This is a genomic window from Shewanella sp. 10N.261.52.F9 (assembly GCF_041471165.1).
Lineage (GTDB): Bacteria > Pseudomonadota > Gammaproteobacteria > Enterobacterales > Shewanellaceae > Shewanella > Shewanella marinintestina.
Map to the genome: position 1 here is coordinate 298,177 of NZ_JBFRNX010000013.1, position 23,789 is coordinate 321,965.

At 44.7% G+C, this 23,789-nt stretch carries 16 protein-coding genes; 10 read left to right on the forward strand and 6 right to left on the reverse strand.

Going from position 1 to position 23,789, the window contains the following annotated elements:
- Positions 1–136: 136 nt before the first annotated feature.
- From deoD to AB4298_RS10340, 4 genes are all read right to left on the reverse strand, one after another.
- The gene (gene deoD / locus AB4298_RS10325) at positions 137–850 is read right to left on the reverse strand and encodes a purine-nucleoside phosphorylase (RefSeq protein ID WP_248998311.1); all 714 of its coding nucleotides are present in this window, start codon (positions 848–850) and stop codon (positions 137–139) included.
- 90 nt (positions 851–940) lie between these two features.
- On the reverse strand, positions 941–2,167 hold the full coding sequence (locus AB4298_RS10330; protein WP_371986624.1) for a NupC/NupG family nucleoside CNT transporter: 1,227 nt from the start codon (positions 2,165–2,167) through the stop codon (positions 941–943).
- 654 nt (positions 2,168–2,821) lie between these two features.
- Positions 2,822–3,496, reverse strand: a complete 675-nt coding sequence (locus tag AB4298_RS10335; protein WP_248998207.1) for a helix-turn-helix transcriptional regulator — start codon at positions 3,494–3,496, stop codon at positions 2,822–2,824.
- 218 nt (positions 3,497–3,714) lie between these two features.
- Positions 3,715–4,350, reverse strand: a complete 636-nt coding sequence (locus AB4298_RS10340; protein ID WP_371986626.1) for a DUF2238 domain-containing protein — start codon at positions 4,348–4,350, stop codon at positions 3,715–3,717.
- 235 nt (positions 4,351–4,585) lie between these two features.
- On the opposite strand from AB4298_RS10340, the gene serA reads away from it, so the two are divergent.
- Together serA and ygfZ are read left to right on the forward strand one after the other, a co-directional pair.
- Positions 4,586–5,815 (forward strand): phosphoglycerate dehydrogenase, encoded by a 1,230-nt coding sequence (gene serA / locus AB4298_RS10345; protein ID WP_371986628.1) that lies wholly within the window; start codon positions 4,586–4,588, stop codon positions 5,813–5,815.
- 183 nt (positions 5,816–5,998) lie between these two features.
- Positions 5,999–6,970, forward strand: coding sequence for a tRNA-modifying protein YgfZ (gene ygfZ, locus AB4298_RS10350; RefSeq protein WP_371986630.1), 972 nt, complete (start codon positions 5,999–6,001; stop codon positions 6,968–6,970).
- A gap of 97 nt (positions 6,971–7,067) precedes the next feature.
- Here the strand turns inward: ygfZ and AB4298_RS10355 are convergent, their stop codons facing one another.
- Entirely contained in the window at positions 7,068–8,087 is a 1,020-nt protein-coding gene (locus AB4298_RS10355; RefSeq protein ID WP_371986632.1) for an HD domain-containing phosphohydrolase, read from the reverse strand.
- 181 nt (positions 8,088–8,268) lie between these two features.
- The gene (locus AB4298_RS10360) at positions 8,269–13,575 is read right to left on the reverse strand and encodes a PAS domain S-box protein (protein WP_371986634.1); all 5,307 of its coding nucleotides are present in this window, start codon (positions 13,573–13,575) and stop codon (positions 8,269–8,271) included.
- A gap of 412 nt (positions 13,576–13,987) precedes the next feature.
- Between AB4298_RS10360 and AB4298_RS10365 the strand changes: the two genes are divergently transcribed.
- The 8 genes from AB4298_RS10365 (at position 13,988) to AB4298_RS10400 (ending at position 23,720) form a co-directional block, all read left to right on the forward strand.
- A complete protein-coding gene (locus tag AB4298_RS10365; protein WP_371986636.1) occupies positions 13,988–14,656 on the forward strand; it encodes an ABC transporter ATP-binding protein in 669 nt (222 codons plus the stop codon).
- Positions 14,649–17,195: an ABC transporter permease gene (locus AB4298_RS10370; RefSeq protein ID WP_371986638.1), complete on the forward strand. Its 2,547-nt coding sequence runs from the start codon at positions 14,649–14,651 to the stop codon at positions 17,193–17,195. The genes AB4298_RS10365 and AB4298_RS10370 overlap by 8 nt, the downstream gene beginning before the upstream one ends.
- Positions 17,192–18,373 carry a lipocalin-like domain-containing protein gene (locus tag AB4298_RS10375; RefSeq protein WP_371986640.1) on the forward strand — a complete coding sequence of 394 codons (1,182 nt, stop codon included), beginning with the start codon at positions 17,192–17,194 and terminating at the stop codon, positions 18,371–18,373. The genes AB4298_RS10370 and AB4298_RS10375 overlap by 4 nt, the downstream gene beginning before the upstream one ends.
- A gap of 479 nt (positions 18,374–18,852) precedes the next feature.
- Positions 18,853–19,128, forward strand: a complete 276-nt coding sequence (locus tag AB4298_RS10380) for a chaperone NapD (protein WP_220759036.1) — start codon at positions 18,853–18,855, stop codon at positions 19,126–19,128.
- On the forward strand, positions 19,118–21,598 hold the full coding sequence (gene napA, locus AB4298_RS10385; RefSeq protein WP_371986641.1) for a nitrate reductase catalytic subunit NapA: 2,481 nt from the start codon (positions 19,118–19,120) through the stop codon (positions 21,596–21,598). Before AB4298_RS10380 ends, napA begins: the two co-directional genes overlap by 11 nt.
- Before the next feature lie 60 nt (positions 21,599–21,658).
- On the forward strand, positions 21,659–22,393 hold the full coding sequence (gene napG, locus AB4298_RS10390; protein ID WP_371986643.1) for a ferredoxin-type protein NapG: 735 nt from the start codon (positions 21,659–21,661) through the stop codon (positions 22,391–22,393).
- On the forward strand, positions 22,390–23,298 hold the full coding sequence (gene napH, locus AB4298_RS10395) for a quinol dehydrogenase ferredoxin subunit NapH (protein WP_371986644.1): 909 nt from the start codon (positions 22,390–22,392) through the stop codon (positions 23,296–23,298). The genes napG and napH overlap by 4 nt, the downstream gene beginning before the upstream one ends.
- Positions 23,295–23,720 (forward strand): nitrate reductase cytochrome c-type subunit, encoded by a 426-nt coding sequence (locus tag AB4298_RS10400; RefSeq protein WP_220759032.1) that lies wholly within the window; start codon positions 23,295–23,297, stop codon positions 23,718–23,720. The genes napH and AB4298_RS10400 overlap by 4 nt, the downstream gene beginning before the upstream one ends.
- The last annotated feature ends 69 nt before the right edge of the window (positions 23,721–23,789 follow it).

Sequence of the window (23,789 nt, forward strand, 5' to 3'; positions counted from 1 at the left end):
GATGACGCAAATGCGTCCAACTTAATGTGCCTAGCCGCGGCCATAGGGTAAAGCATTGCAGTCAAACTAATTGTTACTGAGTAGCATTAATAACGCACAAAATACTCAAGTAAACTTAAGCGACCATTAATCGCGATTAAAGAAGCTCTTCCACTGCGTCTAGTGTGAGCTTAATCATGTCATTTAGCGTTTGCTGACGCTCTTCTGCAGTTAAATGCAGACCTTGGCGAATGTGGTCAGTTACCGTCATCATGGCTAATGCGTTAGCACCAAATTCAGTTGCTACGCCATAAAGGCCAGCCGCTTCCATTTCGACGCCTAAGATACCGTACTTTTCCATCAAGTCGTAACGCTCTTCATCAGCGCAGTAGAACAGATCAGACGTATATAGGTTACCTACATGGTAGCTAGCACCTAGCTTTTCAGCAGAATCGGCAGCACGCTTAAGTAAGTTAAAGTCTGCAATCATCGCAAAATCAGTGTTAGCAAAACGAGTTCTGTTTACACCTGAATCAGTGCTTGCACCCATAGCAATAACGACGTCCATCAGCTTGATTTTATCGCTGATTGCACCACATGAGCCAATACGAATGATGTTTTCAACACCGTAATCTGTGATTAACTCTTTTGCGTAAATAGAGATTGACGGCACACCCATGCCAGACCCCATTACAGAGATCTTCTTGCCTTTGTATTCACCTGTGTAGCCCAACATATTGCGCACGTCTGTAATCAATACAGCGTTTTCTAAGAAGTTGTCGGCAATGTATTTAGCACGTAGTGGGTCACCAGGCATTAATACTGTTTTAGCGAATGCACCGTTTTCGGCATTGATATGTGGAGTCATGATACTTCCTTAAAAATTGAGCAGTTGTTTGCGCTAGTAAACGACTGCTCTATATAAAAAATATAAACATTTCAAACTAAACTTAGAGGCGTATTAACCTGCTAAGCTGTAGAGCAAACCAGCAATAGTACCGCTCATTAAGTTAGCTAGAGCTGCAGCGATTAACGCCTTCATACCTAGTGCACTTAAATCGTGACGACGTTCAGGGCATAGTGCCGCTAAGCCACCAATCACCATGGCTAATGAACCAATGTTAGCGAAACCACACAGAGCAAAACTGATAATGATTTGCGTTTTTTCAGATAGCTGATCAGCCACCTTCAAAAAATCGATATAGGCAACAAACTCGTTAATCACCATCTTTTGGCCAATAAACGATGCCGCTTGTGTCGCTTCGCTCCAAGGTACTCCCATCACCCAAGCAAGCGGTGCCAGTAGGTAACCCAAAATAGCTTGCATGGTTAGGTCTTCAATACCAAACCAGCCACCGATACCACCAAGCATGCCGTTAACCATGGCGATAAGTGCAACGAATGCTAAAAGCAATGCAGACACAGACAAAACTTGTTGCATACCCATTGCAGCGCCACCAGCGGCTGCATCGAGTACGTTTGCAGGCTTGTCATCTACATCATCCATCACTTTTTTGATGTCGTTAGTTGGCGTTTCAGTTTCTGGCCACATTAATTTAGCAAACAGCAAACCTGCAGGCGCGGTCATAAATGCAGCGGTCAGTACGTATTTAACGTCAACCCCCATCTGGATATAACCAATCATGGTGCCACCAGCAACTGACGCTAACCCCCCCGTCATTACCGCAAATAGTTCAGAGCGAGTCATGTGCTTTACGAATGGGCGCACCATTGATGGCGCTTCAATTGGGCCAACAAAGATATTAGCCGTTGCAGATAACGATTCCGCGCGGCTAGAACCGAGTAACTTAGATAAGCCGCCACCAATCAGGCCAATAACTAACTGCATAATGCCTAGGTAATAAAGTACAGCAATCAATGCGCTAATAAATACCACTACAAATAACACATTAATCACAAAGATAAAGCCAACACCAAACTTAGCTAGGTCGCCAAACAGGAAGGTTAAACCTTCGTTAGCGTAGCCAATAACGTGCATTACGCCATTTGATGCGCCATCAAGCACCGCTTGCCCCATTGGCACGTACATAACAAAGGCACCAAAAGCCACTTGGAATGCGAGAGCCCCTAATACTGTTCTAAGGTTAATTGCTTTTCTATTTTCTGATAAGGCCACTGCTAGTCCCATAAGACAAAGCATACCGAACAAACTGACGAAAACTTCCATAACTTTATTACCATTTAAATCTTGATGTGTCCGCAGTGTATACAGCCGGCAATTTGCTGCAAGGATATAGCGACAATTTAGCTTAGATAAATATGATTTTTAGCGGTTAATGGCGAGAATTGATAGCTAATAAAAATGATAGAACCTAATGGCAATACTAACCAAACATCAACCAAACAAGGTGGCAACCATCCCCAAACAAAAAGCCACCTAAAGCAACATTTGAAAGAGCTAATTAAGATTTAACGAAAGGGGTTGTTGCGAGTAAAACAGAACAAAAACAGATCAACTAACAACAAAACTGAAAGTTTATAACTGGAAAAATAAACTCTAAATAATAATTTTACTGCTAAAGCCACATTTTCAGCACTTACCATGAGATACGCTATTATTCATTGCATTCAATTAAACCAAGATTAAATTCCGCTAAAACAGTCATTAATCTCTGTATCATAAATTCATCAACCTAGACGCTACATAGATAACTAGCGAATAAATAGAGCTAAGCGCCGGCGTTTTTAAAAATAGCTGGAGCTTTTAGCAAGTATAAGCCGATAAAGTGTCTTTATATGATGGTAGATAACGCCTACCGCAATTCAGCGGCAGGCCATAGGCTTATAGCAAGAACAGCACTATATAATCACTACGTTGTGATTAATGACTCAAAGCGAACAGATCTAGATGACTCTGGAACGACTGCGCCCAGCGTAATAATTCGACTCGGTTTCTGGCTTGAGTTTTGCGAAAAATAGAAGATATATGCGCTTTAACGGTATGCTCACTGATACTAAGTTTAGTAGCAATCTCTTTGTTGCGTGCACCACTCGAAACCAGTTGAATAATCGTTTTCTCACGATTTGTCAGCACTTCTAAAGTTTCAGAGCTTTCATTTGCTAGGTTGCTCGACACATCAACCTTACTCACCAGGTGCTTAAAGACCTTACTAAGCAAAGGTCTATCAAACCACAGTTCATCATCGAGCATTTTTTTCAACCCGGTTAACAGCAGATCCATACGCTCATCTAAAAATAGTAAACCGCTAATACCACTTAGCAATGCCGCCTCACCATTTAACCTATCTCGGTCCACTTGATAAAGTGCCACTGGAACATGTTTAACCAACTGAGTGGCGACTAATGGAATACCGTTGCTGTCGAGGGCAGCACCTTGCTGTGAAACCAGGTAAAAGCAGCTTTTATTACTGTTATGTTCGAGTTGCTCAACGTCTGATACTACTCGCGTTTTCAATCCGATTGAGTCTGCAAGTATGGCCAAATGACAAGGGGACGCCATTTGATGAAGGAAGACTATCTCGTCAATTTTGTTCATCACTTTTCTCCCTGAAAAGTTTTGCCTGTCCGCTAAATAGAACAAGCTCTGTGGAAGTTCTGAATAACTCAGAACCGCTAAGAGCTTGCCGACTTGAAACAGAAATGACTAAGGCATTATTTTAAACATTTACGCCGAGCACATCATGTGTTCGGCTAAAAGCAACAGAAGTATACAGAGTTTACTACCCTGATGCTGCGCTAGAGTGGTTTAACCTCTTACGATTTAGACTCTGCTAGTTTTGCACTCAATTGCTTATCATGCAAACGACTTAGCAATACCATAGCAGCAATCGCCCCAATAAGTGCCATTGCCATATCTGATTGCGTGTCCCAAACATAACCTTGAGTACCTAAAAACGCTTCGGCATCTTCACCGGTAAGCTCGGCAACCCACCACTCAATTAGCTCATAAAAAGCAGAAAATGCTAATGCGAAACAGATAGCTAAGAAATTACACCAAGCGCCAACCTTAACCACACTTAGGCGAATAAACACTTCACGAGCTAACAGCGCAGGGATAAAGCCTTGAGCAAAGTGACCAACCTTATCGTAGTTATTACGATCCCCCCCCGTCCAATCGGCAATCCAGTCAAATAGAGGGACTTCGGCATAGGTATAATGCCCGCCCACCATCAGAATCACGCAATGAATTAAAATCAATACGTAGGCTAAACTGGTTAACGTAAAGCTTTTACGAGTAAAGATTAAAATCGGCAAGGCAATGATTGCCGGTGCCACTTCTAAAAACCAGGTAAATTGATCTTTCGGGTTAATCCCTGACCAAATCAATACAGCGAAGAATATCACTAGCCACACAGTGCTTTTATGCAAAATAATGCCCTCATATACCATATTGTTCTAATTTAAGAATAAACACTTTAGCCATCTAGCCCTCCACAGCACCAAAAAAAAGTGCTACTTTGTTACCTCTGTTACGCTTTTGACGTAAATATCTATTGTCGAAGCTTTGCAGTCCTTAGTACATTGATAGTCTATACCCAAACCACTCCTACAACGTAGAGTTTAGTCGTCTCTGCGGTGGCATTAAGTATACATAATACATATAAACTAAAAGGGTACATAAATCATGGCGAAACACTCGCTGGACAAGGATAAAATTAAGATCCTGCTGTTGGAAGGCGTCCACCAATCTGCGGTAGATGTATTTGAACGTGCCGGTTACACCAATATCGAATATCACAAAGCATCACTTGCTGAAGGCGAGCTTCATGCTGCCGTTAAAGATGCACATTTCATTGGTATTCGATCCCGTACCCAATTGACTGAAGATGTATTATCCCGCGCTGAAAAATTAGTTGGCATTGGTTGTTTCTGTATTGGCACCAATCAAGTCAGCCTTAAGGCGGCTGAAAAACTGGGTGTACCTGTGTTTAACGCCCCGTTCTCTAACACTCGCAGCGTAGCCGAATTAGTATTAGGCGAAATAATCATGCTGCTACGTGGGATCCCTGAACGTAACGCGCTAGCTCACCGCGGCGGCTGGCTAAAAAGCGCTTCAGGCAGCTATGAAGCTCGTGGCAAAACTTTAGGTGTTATCGGTTACGGTCATATTGGTACTCAGCTTGGTATTCTTGCTGAAACCTTAGGTATGCGAGTGATTTTCTTCGATATTGAAGACAAGCTACCACTAGGAAACGCTCAACAAGTGCATTCATTACAGCAACTATTGTCTATTTCTGATGTAGTAAGTTTGCACGTACCTGAGACACCACAAACTAAAAACATGATTGGCTTTGAAGAGTTAGCCAATATGCGTAAAGGCAGTATTTTAATTAATGCTTCTCGCGGCACAGTAGTCGATATTGATGCTTTAGCTGCATCGCTAAAAGAAAATCACCTTGCTGGCGCGGCTATCGACGTATTCCCAGTTGAACCTAAGTCAAATGATGATGAGTTTATCAGTCCATTACGTGGCCTAGATAACGTGTTACTAACGCCTCATGTAGGTGGCAGCACAGCAGAAGCACAAGAAAACATCGGTATTGAAGTTGCTGGTAAACTGGCTAAGTACTCTGATAATGGCTCTACCATGACAGCAGTTAACTTCCCTGAGGTGTCTCTTGCGCAGCATACTGGTACGTCACGCTTACTGCACATTCACCACAACCGCCCAGGTATTCTAATCAAGATTAACTCGGCGTTTGCAGAGAAAGGTATCAACATTGCTGCTCAGTATCTACAAACTACCGCTGAAATTGGTTATGTAGTGATGGAAGTAGACTCAGATCAAGCTGATGAAGCCTTAGTTGAGATGCAAGCAATTGAAGGCACGATTAGAACCCGTTTACTTCACTGATTGAAGCAGTAAACCAAATGCGTTAGCACAAACCTAATAGCGCGACATTAGGCTGTATAAATCACTTTATACGGCCTTTATTTTTATCAACCTAAGCACAAAGAGTTTGAGCTACTGCGCTTGCAGAGTAAAAAATTAGCGGTACAATCATTGTCCTTATTGGTTTACTTCTTGGACTCTCGCATGACGCTGTCAACTTCTCAGCCAACTTGGCCTCTTAACGAACAACAGCCTGTTCTCCTTTTTTCAGAGTTAACCCACCTAGGCTTAATGTCAGTAACAGGTGAGCAAGGTCGCAGCTTTATTCACGGCCAAGTCACTACCGATATTAGCTCGCTAGAAAGTGACCAATGGCGCTGGGGCGCACACTGCGACCCTAAAGGTAAAATGCTAGCGACCTTTAGAACCTTTGCTAAAGACGACACGCTATTTTTGCTGATGCCAAAAGACACCTTAGCTTTAGACTTGCCGCAACTGCAAAAGTACGCAGTATTTAGCAAAGCTGATTTAGCCGACGTCACTGACTCTTGGTTACTGCTAGGTGTTGCGGGCGAACAAGCTAAAGCTTGGTTAACCACACAGTTTGGTGAGCTTAATGCTGAACTAACCTTGATTGATAATGGCATGATTATTCATGATAACGGCCGTTATATCCTAGCTATCGATAGAACTGATAGCGATGCACTAATCGCCAAAATCGAGCAGCCAATCTTTGATGCTAGCGCATGGCAAACACTGGAAGTATTAGCTGGCTACCCAAATATTGCCGCAGCCCACCAAGGCCAGTTTGTACCGCAAATGTGTAATGTGCAGGCGGTTAATGGTATTAGCTTTAAGAAAGGCTGCTACATGGGACAAGAAACGGTAGCACGTATGAAGTATCGCGGCGGTAATAAGCGCGCACTCTATATTGTAAGCGGCAACGTATCTACGCCATTAACAAGTGACAGCCAACTTGAAATCGCCTTAGAAGATGGCGAAGGCTTCCGCCGTGCAGGTACCATTATTGAAAGCGTACAACGTGATGGCCAAATATTGCTAACAGCTGTATTGGCTAACGACACTGAGCTTGATGCAAAATTAAGAATTGCCGGTGATGAAGCTTCAGAACTTAGCCTTATCGCATTGCCATACTCGCTAGAAGAACAAGACTAAGCTGCAGTTAATACCTGACTTCTGTTAGTTAATAAAAAAGGCGCTTAATGCGCCTTTTTGCTAACTCATACAAAGTTATGCCGATTCAGTAATGCCACTACGTATTTTCGCCATAGCTATCGCGGATTTTTATCGCCTCATCCACAACTTGCTTAAAATGCTCTACCAACTCGGGATCAAAATGCTTGCCTGATTCATTCTCAATTAGCGTAACGGTTTCTTCTACAGACCAGGCTTTTTTATAAGGGCGAATTGATGTTAGCGCATCAAATACATCCGCTATTGCGATAATGCGCCCCTCTATCGGAATATCGGTGCCAGCTAAACCATGTGGGTAACCAGTGCCATCCCATTTTTCATGGTGACTAATTGCAATTCTGCGTGCCATTTCTAGTAATGGGTCACTATGTTCACCAATGATTTCAGCGCCAATTTCTGCATGGCGTTGCATCTCTTGCCACTCTTCTTCATTAAGCTTGTCGGGCTTTTTTAAAATAGAGTCTGGCGTACCAATTTTACCTATATCATGCATAGGTGCGGCGTTATAAATCAACTCACAATATTGAGCGGGTAAGCCCGATTCAATTGCCAGTAAGCGAGCATAATGGCTCATTCTTACTACGTGTAAGCCAGTTTCATTATCTTTATATTCTGCTGCGCGACCAAGACGACGAATAATCTCAAAGCGGGTTTCTTCCAGCTCCTTGGTACGTGCTTTAACTTCTTGCTCAAGTAATCGTTTTTGATCATACAAGGCTAAATGAGTTTTCACTCGCGCTTTTACTACAGGAGCACTCACAGGCTTAGTGATATAGTCCACCGCACCAAGCTCAAAACCTTGGGTTTCATCGGCAACATCACTAAGGGCGGTGACAAAAATCACCGGTATATGACTGGTTAATGGCTCAAGCTTAAGCCGTTTACACACTTCATAACCATTCATGCCAGGCATCATCACATCTAAAAGAATAATATCAGGCAGTGTTTTGACCGCTAATGCTAATGCCTTGGGACCATCAATCGCCACTTTCACTTTATAGTTGGGCGCTAGGATCCCTACCAAGATATCTATGTTCTCTGGTGTGTCGTCCACAACTAAAATGGTTGCTTTGTCCATTAAGCCTTATCTCCTTTAGACTTGAAGCACTATCATAAGCAAAATAAAAACATCATCTATTTAGGTCTATTGCATCCCCCTCTCGGGCGCAATGGTGTCCACCAAGTATAGCCAAGCAAATATCCTCAGTAGGTAAACCTCAAACCAGAAAGTATCGCAATCAATGTCTCAAAATGAGTCATTAAGGCGTAAGTTGCTCCCTAAAAAGGGCTTCAATTAATTCAGCAGCCTCATCAAACTGATAGCTATTAACCATACTGACTGCTGGGCTCATTTTCTGCCACAAGGACTCGGATACGTGGGCACTAATGGTGTGCATTTTATCCACAGCATCGGCATCCGCATCTTCTAACATCTGCAGTAAACTCGCTACAGCCTCAGCAAGTTCAGACTCCGACATGAGCGCTTCACTCGAAGCACTCACTGCTACGCCCATATCTTGATTTAACAAGGCACTCCAGTCTTCAATCGCTTTACAAACCGATTCAATTAGCGCTGATAACTCTGTCAGTTCGGCGCTGACATCCGCGGTTGCAGACTCTATCAATTTGCTCTCAATCTGCCTTGCAAGCTCCGCCAATTGAGCCGAGTACAAATTGCCTGACACGCCTTTTAAGGTATGCGCATAACGAATAGCATCGTCTACCTGTTCTTGACTTAAAGCGTGCTTAATTTGAGCAACAATATCTTGTTGACCTGAGTGAAAACGCTCAAAGATCCGCCTATAAAGGCGCACTGAGTTTTGCACCAGTTGCAAACCTTTATCGACATCAATTGCTTGGTGAGTTGGCCAAAAGTTAACGTCTTCAGTTGGTTCCTGCTCTGCGATTTCAAGGGTGGTTTCAGCACTCTTATCGTCTGACAAATAGTGCAATAATGTAGTATAGAGCAGCGATATCTCTATCGGCTTGGCAATATGGTCATTCATGCCTGCGCGCAAACACATCTCGCGATCGCCTGCCATGGCATTAGCCGTCATAGCGATTACCGGTAAGTCTGACAAATTAGGGATTTTTCTAAGTGCTTGTGTTGCTTGATAACCATCCATTACTGGCATTTGGCAATCCATTAATACTAGGTCGAAACTTTGTAGCGCCAGTTTTTCAAGCGCCACTTGACCATTTTCGGCAATCGACAGCACTATACCAACTTGCTCTAAAAACTCGCTGGCGACCTCTTGGTTCATGTCATTGTCCTCGACCAACAACACACGTTTACCCTTTAATTGCGCTAGCAGTTCTTGACTCACCGCCACTCCGCTACGCCTGACTGGCATAGCCCCGTTTTTACCCAAGGACGACATAATGCCGTCAAGTAATCGCGAGGCGCTAATAGGTTTAGTGATAAAGCCTGCGATATCACTATTGGCGATTTGCTCGGTAAACTCGCTATTAGCATGAGCCGAAACAATAAGAATTTTAGGCGGGTTACTGTGGTCGGATAAGATCTTTTGCGCGGCTTCAAGCCCGTCCATCTCGGGCATAAGCCAATCGATAAGTGCAACCGGATAGTCCTGAGTTTGGCAGCGTTCAACCGCTTCAAGACCACTTTTGACGACATCGACCTTAAAGCCCATGTTATCTAAAGTAGTGCGCAATATGTCTCGAGCAGTGGCATTATCATCGGCCACTAAAATACGCATGCCTTCAACTTCTTGCTTAACCTTTAATAGCTTCTTATCTGCAACCTTAAGCCCTACGGTAAAGTAAAAAGTACTGCCGTAACCAAACTGGCTCTCGACTCCTATCTCCCCCCCCATAAGCTCGACTAACTGCTTGCTTATCGCCAGCCCGAGTCCAGTACCGCCATAGCGACGTGTGGTAGATGTGTCAGCTTGGCTAAATGACTTAAACAGCTTGTTGCGCTGCTCCTCCATTAACCCAATACCACTATCACGCACACTAAACTTGAGCATAATATGGTTATCGACTTGCTCCAATTGGCTAATCGACAGCAAGACTTCACCTTGCTCAGTAAACTTAATCGCGTTATTCATTAAATTGATAAGCACTTGGCTTAAGCGCAGAGGATCGCCCTCGAGGTGTCTTGGGATATTCGGGGCAACAGCAAACATCAACTCTAGTTGCTTATCAGCAGCTTTGGTTGAGAACATATCGCTCAAATCTTCGAGCATGGTATCGAGTTGGAACGGCACAGACTCAATATCAAGCTTGCCTGCTTCAATCTTAGAAAAATCGAGAATATCATTAATGATCCCAAGCAGAGACTTAGAGGCGCGGTCAATTTTTTGTACGTAATTTTGCTGCTTAGAGTCCAAATCAGTCTGCAAACAAAGCTGTGACATACCAATAATGGCATTCATTGGCGTGCGGATCTCGTGGGACATATTAGCTAAGAAGTCGCTCTTAGCTTGGCTGGCAGCGTCAGCGCTATCTTTGGCTTGAGTTAACTCTTGAGAAAGGTGCTTTAATGAGGTGATGTTAGCCATGGATAACACTACCGAATTGAGTTCGCCTTGTGAATTTTGTAATCGCGTTAAGGTCAAATCCATCCAAATACACTCGGATGCATGGTTAACCAAACGCACTTCGCAAGTTAAACAATCATTACCGTTAACAGTCAGCTCTTTAAACAAGGTTCTTGTGGCATCACGGTCGGCATCAAATTGATAGTCAAAGAAAGAGCGGCCTTTTATCTCATCAGTTGTACATTGCATATATTGACTAAATTGCTCGTTGCAATCTAATACCACGCCATTCTCATCGACATTTACAATGCCGATACCTGCATTATCAAATAGCGCTCTAAAATGGGCTTCCCGTTCCTCTAAGTCCTTATCAATTTGCTTACGGTCGCTAATATCCATAAGGTAACCGTTCCAGATAATACAGCCGTCATTCTGTAGCTCACCATGAGCGCCAGCTTGTAGCCAACGAATATCCCCTATTGGGTGGCGATACCTAAACTCTTCAGTCCATTGCAGCCCTTTACTGCTTTTACCTGATAGCGCCTCTATAATATGGGATCGCTCTTCACTAACAATACACTCTGCCACTCGGTCAAAGTTATTCAGCACTTCATCACGGTGAAAGCCTAAAGTGGCAATACAGGCGCTTGATAAAAAGGTAAAAGTACGCTCTGTATCACTGCACCAATGCATTTGATACACAGTACTTGGAATGGATTCGGTAATCGTTTCGAGTTGCTGCTGAGACTGCGCGATCTCCTCTTGCGCAATTTTACTGCTGGTGATGTCATTAATACTGCCATCAAACCAAAGCGCAACGGCGTTATCATCGTAAATCGCTTTGCCTTTTTCATGCACCCAATGAATGCTGCCATCACGATGCTTTATACGATATTGCACTTCAAAACTCTTTTGCTCTAAAAGGGCTTCTTCAATAGTCTGTCGCGCGAAATCTCTATCTTGCTCCAGTATTAAGTTGGCATAGCTACGGCCGGTATTTTCGATAAAGTCAGAAGCGGGAAAACCGGTAATATCGCTAATATTATCGCTGACATATTCCATCAGCCAAGACTCATCAATTCGCGTGCGATACACCGCCCCCGGAATATTGGTCACTAGACCGCGAAAACGGTTTTCACTGTCTTTAATTCGTTGTGCTGTGGCTAGCTCTAACGTCATGTCGCGCACTGTTGCAGCAACCTGACGCTTGCCCTCTTCATCTTCTGGCAATAACCCAAGACTAATTTCTACAGGAAACTCACTGCCATCAGCCTTAATAGCCATTAAGGTTGCGCCCATACCTAGGCCCATTTTGCGGTCACGACCTTCTGCCACAAACTTGGCTCGCTGCGCTGCATGCCCGCTACGATTAGCTTCTGGCACCAATTTATCCACGGTCATGGTTTTCATCTGCGCTTCATCGTAACCAAACAGCAGCTGACAACGGCTATTAGTAAAGATTAACTGACCAGACTCATCGACAATTAACATCGCCTCTGGTGCGGATTCTAATACCGCATTTGACCAAGCAGCTGCAGAGAACTGCTCACTGACATCATTAAACAGCATCTCCACCGACAATAACTCTTGCCTGTCAGAAAGCAGTGGCTGCATAAACACATCAAGATGACGAGTAGCTCCACTGGCATCAATCATTTCTATTTGGTGAGGCGGCACATTTTCACCTTTTAGCGCCTTATCCATATATTGCCAGTTTTGCTCGTTAATTGGGTTATCAGAAAACATGCGCTGATATTTGCGCTTTAGTAGGTCAGGCGATACGCCTAGAACCTTTTCCACCCCTTCGCTAACTCGAACAATTTCACCAGAGGGCCCTAGTGAACAATAAAATGATTTATCGCTCATGCCATCAATCAACTTGGCAAAACGGTTACCGCGAGAGTCAAGCAACGCCGCTTCTCGCTCCGCCAGCACCTCAGCCATATCATTAAACTTATCGGTTAAGGTAACGATTTCACTCGCAGCCCCTTTGGGCTTTTCAATACGTTTAGCGTCACCAGCACCAAACGCCATAATCCCTGATTCAAGCTCTTCAATAGGACGAGTCAACCTGCTTGCGGTAACGTAGCCGGTTAAAAATAAAATAATCGAGAACAACAGTAAGTTAAGTACTAACGTAATAAACCCTTTTAAAAACTCATTATGCAGCTCTTCCTCTGGCGTCATTAAAATCACCCGCCAATTAAGCACTGGTACCACGGCCACGCTCGCAAGGAAGCGTCCCCCCAAACTATCTTCTATATGAGTAAAACCTGATTTACCTTGGTTGGCTAGATCGAGAAAACTTTGATTATCTTTAGAGGGAGACAGCCACTTTTCACTGCTATTTTGTAATAATAAACTGCGGTTATGGTGGTAAATCAGCTGGCCCCTGTCATTAATAATCACGAGGCGTTTAGCAGAAGTTTCTACCATCTTCGGCAGGTTATTTAGGCCTAAATCGACGGTCACAACGCCGTCAAAAGAGGGACTTTGACCAAAGGGCAATGAATAACTGAGCATCATTACATCGCTTGCGCCCTCATCAAGGTAAGGCTCTGACCAAAAACCATTTTGGTTCACGATGGCCTTGCTCCACCAATCCCAATCTCCATTGGTGTAGTCATAACTATCGACACCGATATCGAGTAACTCTATCTGGCCATCGTTACGGTATACATAAGGAGCATAGAGCTCACGGTTTTCAATAAAAAATCGTTGGAAAGCAATAGCACTGCCGTAATAGTCTGGATGCCTGTCTAAGCGTCGAGTCAGTATGTCGTGCAGCTTGTTCTTATCAGCAAGTAATTCCTGTTTATCGGCTTGAGCCAAAAAATCAGCTATCGAGGCGGTGTTGGTTTCTGCTCCTTGTAAAAAATGTTGAATACGCAAGGCAACGTTTTGTGCTTTTTGGCCGAGGTGAGCATAAATATCACGCTCTTCGGCTTGATAATTAAACCAAGCATTTACACTGAAAACTACAGCCATTATCGCAATCAATGGCAAGGCCATTTGCGCTAAAATTCGGCTACGAAAGGTACGAAGTCTGCTCATATCCATTTTCCACAGGGCTAAGTTTATTTGGGTTACTGTTGCTATTCGAGTTATATATCCACCAGCTAACCACTGGGACTCAATAGCTGTTGAAGTGTGTAAATACTGGCAAGCTTATAGCGTTATAGTTACGACCTCACTCCAATAAGAATGTGATTTCTTTTTCCAGAGCATTTTTAGTTACCTACACCTAATTGTTACCACTTAAGCTCGATTACCACAACAAAAAAAACGCTTAATTATCCAGCACGAATTGAGTGTTCCACTTAGGCTAAAACCTGCTTTACCTTTCTAAGGTTAGTTCAACAAATACGCTTTAACCCTATAAAAGATCTTATTGTGAAACAGATACGTATAAGCTCAAAAGCATGATAAATTAATCTAAACCTTTTAGGGAATGCCAACGACAGGAGTTGTAATGAGCAGTGAGATTGTTAGGCTAAAGCAAGTCTCGAAAGGCTTTGATGACGGGGATAAATATCACCAAGTACTTGATGATATCTGTCTTACTATTCACCGAGCAGACACTGTGGCGCTCACAGGGCCAAGCGGCAGTGGCAAAAGCACCCTATTAAATATTATTGGTGGGTTTGAATTTATCAAACAAGGCCAGTTACTGCTCAATTCGAGTGACACAACTCATTGGCAAGATAAACAATGGAGCCAATTTCGGCGTCAACACTTAGGCGTTGTATTCCAACAATTTAATCTACTTACTCCACTCAATGTCCGCGATAATATCGCCTTTTCTCTGCGTTTAAATCAACAAAACTGGAGCCCTTGGTGTGACTACCTTTTGAGCCAACTTGGGCTAGAGGAAGTTAAAACCCGCAACGTCGAGACCCTATCAGGTGGACAGCAACAAAGAGTCGCGATTGCTCGCGCACTCGCCCACAAGCCAAGTCTGTTATTAGCTGATGAACCAACCGGTAACTTGGATGAAAAAGCCGGTCAGCAGGTCATGGCGCTGTTAACTCAGCTAGCCCATGAATCACAAACTAGCATTCTAATGGTGACTCACAGTAATGAGTGTGCCAGCTTTATGCAGCGGCGCTGGCATCTTGAGCAAGGTAAGATCCATGAGTAGCCAAGCGATTGGAGATAATGGCTTAACCATATGTTTAAGCTTAGGAGTGTTCGCTCGGCACTATTTAAAGTCGCCTTTGCAAGCGGGCGCTATTTTATTAGGGATTATTCTTGCGGTTACTTTACTTATTGGTGTGCGTGCAACCAACGCCAATGCTGTTCGCAGTTACTCAGAAGCGACTGAACTATTAAGCCAACGAGCCCAATTAGTGCTCGCACCTATCACTGGTAGCAAGACTGTCGATGAATCTGTTTACTTCACGCTTAGGCAAGCAGGTGTCACTCAAGCATTAGCGGTAATAGCTGGTACAGCAATCGACGAACAAGGTCAGCATTGGGATATTCAAGCGAGCGATTTAGTTGCGGCGTTATCCATTCAGAGTCAACAAGCTAGCAGCAATGACAAAGCAGATAATAGCGATGAAGCACAGAGCTTGTCATTGTTATCAGCAGATCTACCTCTTGCTAAACTGTTGGCAGGCGCTCCGTCAATTTTACTCAGCCAAAGCTTTGCCAATCAGGTTGCTCCTAAGGGTAAAATGCTGTTAAACGGCATTAACCTAGATGTTATTGAGTTAGATGATAGCTTGGGTCTAGGCAACGCGGTACTAATGGATATTTCTCTAGGGCAGCAGCTGCTCAATAAACCTAATCAACTTAGTTATATCGCCCTTTTTGGCCAGGCCGAATCCCTTACCCAACAAGTAAATAAAGCCTTTAATCAACAAACTAGCAGTCACTTTAATTTGGCAGTTCAAGATGACGGTGAAGCCCTTACCGACTTAACTCGTAGCTTTCATTTAAATCTTACTGCCATGAGCTTGCTCGCCTTTGTGGTCGGCCTGTTTATTGCTTATAACGGCGTGCGTTATAGCTTACTCAAACGGCAAAAACTGTTAGTACAACTGCAGCAACAAGGTGTACCGCAGCGCTGCTTATTACTGGCACTATTGATAGAGCTGTTTAGTTTGGTATTAATTGGCTCTCTAGCTGGTTTTGTTCTTGGTTTACAGCTGAGCCATTGGCTGCAGCCTATGATAGCCCTGACGCTTGAACAGCTTTATGGAGCAAGGTTAATGCCGGGGATCTGGCAGTGGAGCTGGTTGTACCAAGCGATAGCGCTAACCTTTGCAGCAGCACTGCTGGCTTGCTACCCACTGTTTAATACCTTGGCTAAGCAACCGCTAGCACGCAGTGCAAGCCGGTTTGAGCAGCAAAGCAATGCAAACAAGCAACACCGAAAACTATTCACTATCGCGGTATTGCTGCTCGCAGCGGCAATGGCTTTATTTCCATTTACTCAAAATTATCAGCAAAGCCTCGCTTTGCTTGGTGTGGTAACCATAGCAATTCCATTGCTCTTACCGCTAGTATTGCAGGTTGGATTGTCTTTAGTACAGCGCCTAACCAAAAACGGTCTTTGGCAATATGCGGTCGCAGAAAGCAAGGAGCTAATTGCACCTTTGTCACTTGCAATGATGGCGATGTTGTTAGCTTTAACAGCGAATATTTCGATGAATACTTTGGTTGGCAGCTTTGAAATCACTTTAAAACATTGGCTCGACGATCGGCTTTATGCTGATCTTTATATTCGTCCACCTAGTGACAAAGTGGAACCGACTCAAAAGTTACTCGCATCTCTGCCAAAAGTAACCGCGATTTACGGCCAGTGGCTACACAGCACTCACTACCAAAAAGCGCCTGTAAGCTTAATGACCCGGGATGATCATTCCCTTAGAAACAGTAACCAAATAAAGTCACAATCAGACAATCATTGGCAAACTTTTTTTACCGGTAGTAGCTTAATGATTAGCGAGCCGATGGCGATTAAATACCAGCTAAATATTGGGGATGCGGTAACTGTGCCTGAGTTTGACAAAGCGGTACTAGCCCCGCTGCCTGTCAGTGCTATTTTTTATGATTATGGCAATCCACTAGGCCAAATAATTGTGAGTCAACAAACCTGGCAACAACTCAACCTGCCCGTCCCCCCAACCAGCATTGCAGCGAGTTATGCCGACAACATTGAAGAACTAGAAGCCATACTGCAACAACAAGTGCCTTTATCAGCTGCGCAGATGTATAACCAAACCAAAATAAAACAGCGCGCACTGGAGATTTTTAAGCGAACTTTCTCAATTACTTTAGTGTTAAACAGCTTAACCTTACTGGTTGCCGCCATAGGCTTATTCAGCGCCTGCTTAATGCTGACTCAAGCGCGGCAAGCCCCGCTAGCTAGGCTTTATGCATTAGGAGTAAGCCGCAATCAACTACGCGCTTTAGTGTCAGGGCAGATGTTACTAATCGTGCTGTTTACCTGTTTATTGGCCTTGCCAACGGGAGCACTACTGGGTTACTTGCTGATCAATAAAGTGACCTTACAAGCCTTTGGCTGGAGTATCGCCATGGTGTGGGATTGGCAGGCTTATTTTAGAGTACTGGTTATCGCAATCATTGCCAGTGCTGTTGCTGTGATTCTGCCTTTATTGTGGCAGACCCGAAAACCACTGATAAGCAGTTTGCAGCAGGAGGCATTATGAAGCTAAAGAGCCACTATCTAGGCAAAGTAAAGCTAACACTTATCACTCGCAGCATAGCTCCCTGTATAGTACGCAGCTTTGCAGTACTCAGTTTCAGCCTGCTATTAACTGCTTGCTTCTATGAGTCTGCAGATAATAAAAATTCTAGCCATGCATCAAGTGGCATGGGGCAGCTATTAGATGGTAACACTCAAGGTTATTCGCCGGTGCAGCCAGGTAAGCAACTTAGCTTCCCAGCCGATCACCAAGCTCACGATGGCTTTCGTCAAGAGTGGTGGTATTTAACTGCTAACTTAACCACCGAAAGTGGTGAGCCGCTGGGGCTACAATGGACTCAGTTCCGCATTGCCCTTGCTCCACCATCACCGACTCAAACACAATTCACATCGGATTGGCAGACTAAGCAGCTGTATATGTCGCACACAGCTATGACCAGTAAACAGCAACATCTTGCCGCAGAAAAATGGACCCGAGGTAATGCCCATTTTGCCGGCACACAGGTGTCGCCACTGCGGATCCAACAAGACGACTGGCAGTGGCAAAGCCATAACGATCAGTTGTTCCCAGCCACGCTGTCTGCCAACACCACAGAATTTAGCTATCAACTGCAACTCGACAGTCAGGCGCCATTTCAACTACAGGGCGACAATGGTTATAGCCGCAAAAATGCCGCAGGCACGGTAGCAAGCTATTACTACAGCCAACCTTTTATCGAGGTCAGTGGCACTATCGAACGAGATGGCAAAACCATAAACGTCAGCGGTGATGCCTGGCTTGATAGAGAGTGGAGTTCACAGTTTTTATCGAAAACTCAACAAGGCTGGGACTGGTTTGCTTTTAGACTCGATGATGGCTCTGCATTAATGCTATTTCAGCTGCGAGATAATAGTGGTGAACAACAAGACTTTTATAGTGGTAGACGTATGTACCCTGACGGCAGTGGTCAACAGATCAATAGTGAGCAGATCTCGATGACTGCTACTGCTTGGCAACAAACAGATTCAGGTCGATACCCGGTAGCTTGGGATATATCTATTCCCTCACAAACCATTGAGCTCTCAACTCAAGCGCTTAATCCTAATGCCAGCATGCCATTGTCCATTCCCTATTGGGAGGGACCGGTTAGCATAAGCGGCAGCCATAGTGGTTTAGGCTATATGGAACTGACTGGTTATTAAAATCAGCTTATTCGTGGCAATCTATTAGGTGCTGCACTCTCTATTCCTTAATTGGCAGTCGACTGTTTTTTTCGCGTTAACGTTCGAGATTAACGCTTAGCTAAAGTACTGTTTCTATTTCGACAAACTGCGTCACTTTCCCCAGTGATAAATATAAAAAACGCCTGAAACCAACCAGAATAAACCCGGTAAATAAGAATGGTTATCATTAACCAAGCTTTTGAATATATTTAGTTTTTAATGTAGCGCAAGCTAACATTCTGGATGGACAAAATTCCAACAACCCCCTAATATTTATTGGTCAATTTGAGAACTAGATCACCCTCAAAAAGTTGATCTTGGTCTACAAAAACTCCCAATACCCCTTGTGAGGTATACCCACAATTTTCATGAGGTCTAGACTCGATATAAACCTTGGTAAGTAACCGCAGCACTATTCCAAAATGAGTGTTATTTGCCAAATCACAGAAGGTAAACAGATGAGCCAAGAATTTCATATTACCAGCCTAGTTGTGCACGCCGCACCACATGCTGTAGCTGAGATTAACAACAGGATCTCAGCACTGTCAGGCACCGAAATCCATGCCGTTACTGACGAAGGTAAGTTTGTTGTCACCGTTGAAGGTGACACCCAACGCGCCATTCTCGATAGCGTAGAAGCAATTAACGCCCTTGAAGGCGTGCTTAATAGCAGTCTTATTTATCATCAAGTCGATCCAGTAGAAAAAAAGAGTGAGGAACACCATGAGCATTAGCCGTCGCGAGTTTCTAAAAGCCAACGCCGCCGTTGCTGCCGCAACAGCCGTAGGCGCGACTCTGCCAGTTAAGATAGTTGAAGCTGCAGAGCAAAAAGATAGCATCAAGTGGGACAAAGCACCTTGTCGTTTTTGTGGCGTAGGTTGTAGTGTTCTAGTGGGCACTGACAATGGCAAAGTGGTCGCCACCAAAGGTGACCCTGAAAGCCCTGTGAACAAAGGTCTTAACTGTATTAAAGGCTACTTCCTTTCTAAAATCATGTACGGTAAAGATCGCCTCACTACACCGCTTCTACGTATGAAAGACGGTCAATATGATAAAGAAGGAGAGTTCACCCCAATCAGCTGGGATAGCGCTTTCGACATCATGGCTGACAAGTGGAAGAACACCCTTAAAACCAAAGGCCCAACAGCCGTTGGTATGTTTGGTTCTGGTCAGTGGACTGTTTGGGAAGGCTACGCTGCCTCTAAACTGCACAAAGCCGGTTTCTTAACTAACAATATCGACCCGAATGCTCGCCACTGTATGGCATCAGCGGTTGTTGGCTTTATGCGTACCTTTGGTATTGATGAGCCAATGGGTTGTTACGATGACTTAGAAGCGGCAGACCAATTCGTGCTTTGGGGCGCCAACATGGCTGAGATGCACCCAATCCTTTGGGCACGTCTATCAGATCGCCGTCTAAGCAGCCCAACAAGCCGTGTGCATGTGTTATCGACGTTCGAAAACCGTAGCTTCGACTTAGCAGACAACGCGATGGTATTCCGTCCACAGTCAGATCTTGTGATCCTTAACTACATTGCTAACTACATCATTCAAAACGATGCAGTAAACAAAGACTTCGTGAACAAGCACACCACCTTTGCATTGGGTACTGACGATATCGGTTACGGTCTGCGTCCAGACCATCCGCTTGAAAAGAAAGCCAAGAACCCTGGTAACGGTAAGTTCGCACCAATCAGCTTTGACGAGTACGCTAAATTCGTAAGCACTTACACGCTTGAATACGCTGCAGAAATGAGTGGTGTTGAGCCTGAAAAGCTAGAGCTTATGGCGAAAGCGTATGCTGATCCAAACGTTAAGATGATGAGCTTGTGGACCATGGGTATTAACCAACACACCCGTGGTGTGTGGGCCAACAACATGCTTTACAACATCCACTTGCTAACCGGTAAGATCGCGACTCCAGGTAACAGCCCATTCTCGCTAACAGGTCAGCCTTCAGCTTGTGGTACTGCACGTGAAGTGGGTACATTCGCCCACCGTCTGCCAGCAGACATGGTGGTGATGAATCCTAAGCACCGTGAAATTACTGAGAAGCTATGGCAAGTACCACAAGGCACGATTCCGCCAAAGCCTGGTTTCCACGCGGTACTTCAGAGCCGCATGCTTAAAGATGGCAAGCTGAACTGTTACTGGACTATGTGTACCAACAACATGCAAGCCGGCCCGAACATTAACGACGAAATGTACCCAGGTTTCCGTAACCCAGAAAACTTCATCGTGGTGTCTGATCCATACCCAACAGTGACTGCAATGGCAGCCGACTTGATTTTGCCAACCGCTATGTGGGTAGAAAAAGAAGGGGCTTACGGTAACGCAGAGCGTCGCACCCATATGTGGCACCAGCAAGTTAAAGCACCAGAAGGCGCTAAGTCTGACTTGTGGCAGCTAATGGAGTTCTCTAAGCGCTTTAAGGTGTCTGAAGTATGGCCTGCTGAGCTGATTGCTAAGCAACCTGAACTGGCTGATAAAACTCTATTTGACGTGCTTTATGCCAACGGCGTCGTCAACAAGTTCCCAGCAAGCGAATGTAAAGGCGAGTACAACGACGAGTCTGAAGCATTTGGTTTCTACGTGCAAAAAGGCCTATTCGAAGAATACGCCCAGTTTGGTCGTGGCCACGCTCACGATTTAGCAGATTTTGATGCTTACCATGAAACACGTGGTCTTCGCTGGCCAGTAGTTGATGGTAAAGAAACCTTACGCCGCTTCTCTAAGGGTGATCCTTACGTGAAAGGCGATAAGGAGTTTGACTTCTACGGTAAGCCAGACGGTAAAGCGGTTATTTTCGCCCTACCATATGAGCCTGCTGCTGAAGAGCCGAATGAGGAATACGATATCTGGTTATCAACCGGTCGTGTACTTGAACATTGGCACACGGGTTCAATGACCGCTCGTGTACCTGAGCTTTATCGCGCTTACCCAGATGCACAGATCTTTATGCATCCTGAAGACGCTAAAGCACGTGGTCTAAAACGTGGTGATGAAGTCATCGTAGCTTCACCTCGCGGTGAAGTGAAAACCCGTGTTGAAACTAAAGGCCGTAACAAGCCGCCAAGAGGCGTGGCGTTTATGCCATTCTTCGATGCGCGCCAGCTGGTCAACAAGTTAATACTTGATGCAACTGATCCTCTGTCAAAAGAGACAGACTTCAAGAAGTGTCCAGTTAAAGTGATGAAAGCATAAGCTTTTCACTAATAAATTTAACTTTAATCGCTTGAGCAAAAGCGGAGAAAACTAACGCAAATGAGTACGGTCAATCACAGTAAGTTCGCATCTAAAGGCGTCAATCGCCGCCAGTTTTTAGCCACATCGGCAAAAGCAGGCTGTGCGATGGGCTTGCTAGGAATGGGATTAACGGCAGTTGCTAAGCAATCTAGTCAGTTAGACCCGCTCGCGATTCGACCGCCAGGCGCATTAAGTGAAAACGATTTTCTCTCGGCCTGTGTACGCTGTGGTTTATGTGTAGATGCTTGCCCTTACGACACCCTAAAACTGGCTCGCTGGTTTGAAGGTGTTCCAACGGGCACGCCCTACTTTACTGCGCGCACTATCCCTTGTGAGATGTGTGAAGATATCCCTTGCGTTAAAGCTTGCCCATCTGGCTCGCTTAACCATGAACTAACGGATATCGAAGACGCTAAGATGGGTGTTGCGGTATTAATAGACGAGAAAAATTGCCTTAACTTTAAAGGGCTACGTTGCGATGTTTGTTACCGGGTTTGCCCGCTAATCGACGACGCAATCACCCTTGAAATGCAGCACAATGAACGCAGTGGTCATCATGCTATGTTTTTACCCACAGTCAACAGCGATAGCTGCACAGGCTGCGGTAAATGTGAACATGCTTGCGTGCTTGAACAAGCTGCGATCAAAGTGCTACCGCCTCATATTGCTGTTGGTAAAGCTGCTGCACACGATACTTATATCAACACCGAAGAGACCACGCTTGAGATGTTAAACAAGGGGCTTGAGCTATGAGCCAAACACTAAAGCAAAAACCGACAACACATGGCTTTGCTAATGCGGCAGTGAAAGAACTCGGCTGGTGGCGCGCCCACAAGTTCTTGTTCTTACGCCGTGTAAGCCAAGTCAGTGTCTTTGCCATGTTTGCCCTTAGCCCCTTCATCGCAACGTGGGCTGGCGTTTGGTTACTTAAAGGTAATCTTTCTGCCAGCGAACTCTTCGGCGTTGTGCCCTTGTCAGATCCACTTGCCACTTTACAGGTGTTGATGACAGGCCATTTACCCGAGTTAAGCCTAATACTAGGTGCCGTTATTATTGCGCTGTTTTACGCAGTATTAGGTGGCCGAGTATTTTGTAGCTGGGTCTGCCCCGTGAACATGGTGACAGACTTAGCGAGTTGGTTACGCCGTAAGATGAACTTGCCTCGCACCTCAGAGATGCCAAGAAACTTACGCTATTACCTACTTGCGCTCGTACTGCTATTGCCTGTAATGACCGGCCTAACGGTATGGGAATGGGTTAACCCTGTTCCTGTATTGTACCGCGCGGCACTATTTGGCGCTGGCAGCGGTTTATGGATTTTGGCCGCTATCTTCTTACTGGACTTATTTATCAGTGAGCGAGCATGGTGTGGGCATTTATGCCCAACAGGTGCACTCTTTGGCCTACTCGGCAAAGTGAGTCCGGTAAAAGTATCTGCTGTAAACGCAAAAGATTGCGACAACTGTATGGATTGCTTTGTTGTATGCCCTGAAAGACAGGTATTAAAGCCTGCACTCAAAGGTAAGCAGCCTATGATCACCAACAGTGATTGCACTCAATGCGGCCGTTGTATCGACGTTTGCGCCCAACGCGTTTTCCAGTTTCAGAATCGAAAGAATCAAAATCGAATTGCCCTAAAGGCGGAGAACAACCAATGAAAAAAGTACTCACCTTAGCTGCGCTAGTAATGGCGCTTAGTGCTTGCTCTGGTCAGCAAGCGAATACTCAAGCCGAGCCTGTGAACATTAGCTCACTGGGTAAGTCTGAGATCACCGATATTCGTGCAGCCGATCCGGCGCCGCTTTATCCTAAACGTGGTAAATCAATTGAACGTACTTTTGTACATCAACCACCAATGATCCCACACAAAGCAGACTACCCAATTACGCTGAAGCGTAACGGCTGTATCAGCTGTCACAGCCCAGCAAAAGCCAAGCGTATGAAGGCAACTGCGGTTGATCCATCGCATATGTTGGCCGATGGTAAGCTAAACAATGAGTACTACAACTGTACTCAGTGCCACACGCCTCAAGCTGAAAATAAGCAAGAATTAGTCGAGAACGACTTTTCAGCTCAGTAAGCGCTAGCGGGTTTTAAAGCATAAAAAAACCACCTCATTTGAGGTGGTTTTTTGTTTGTTATCTTATTG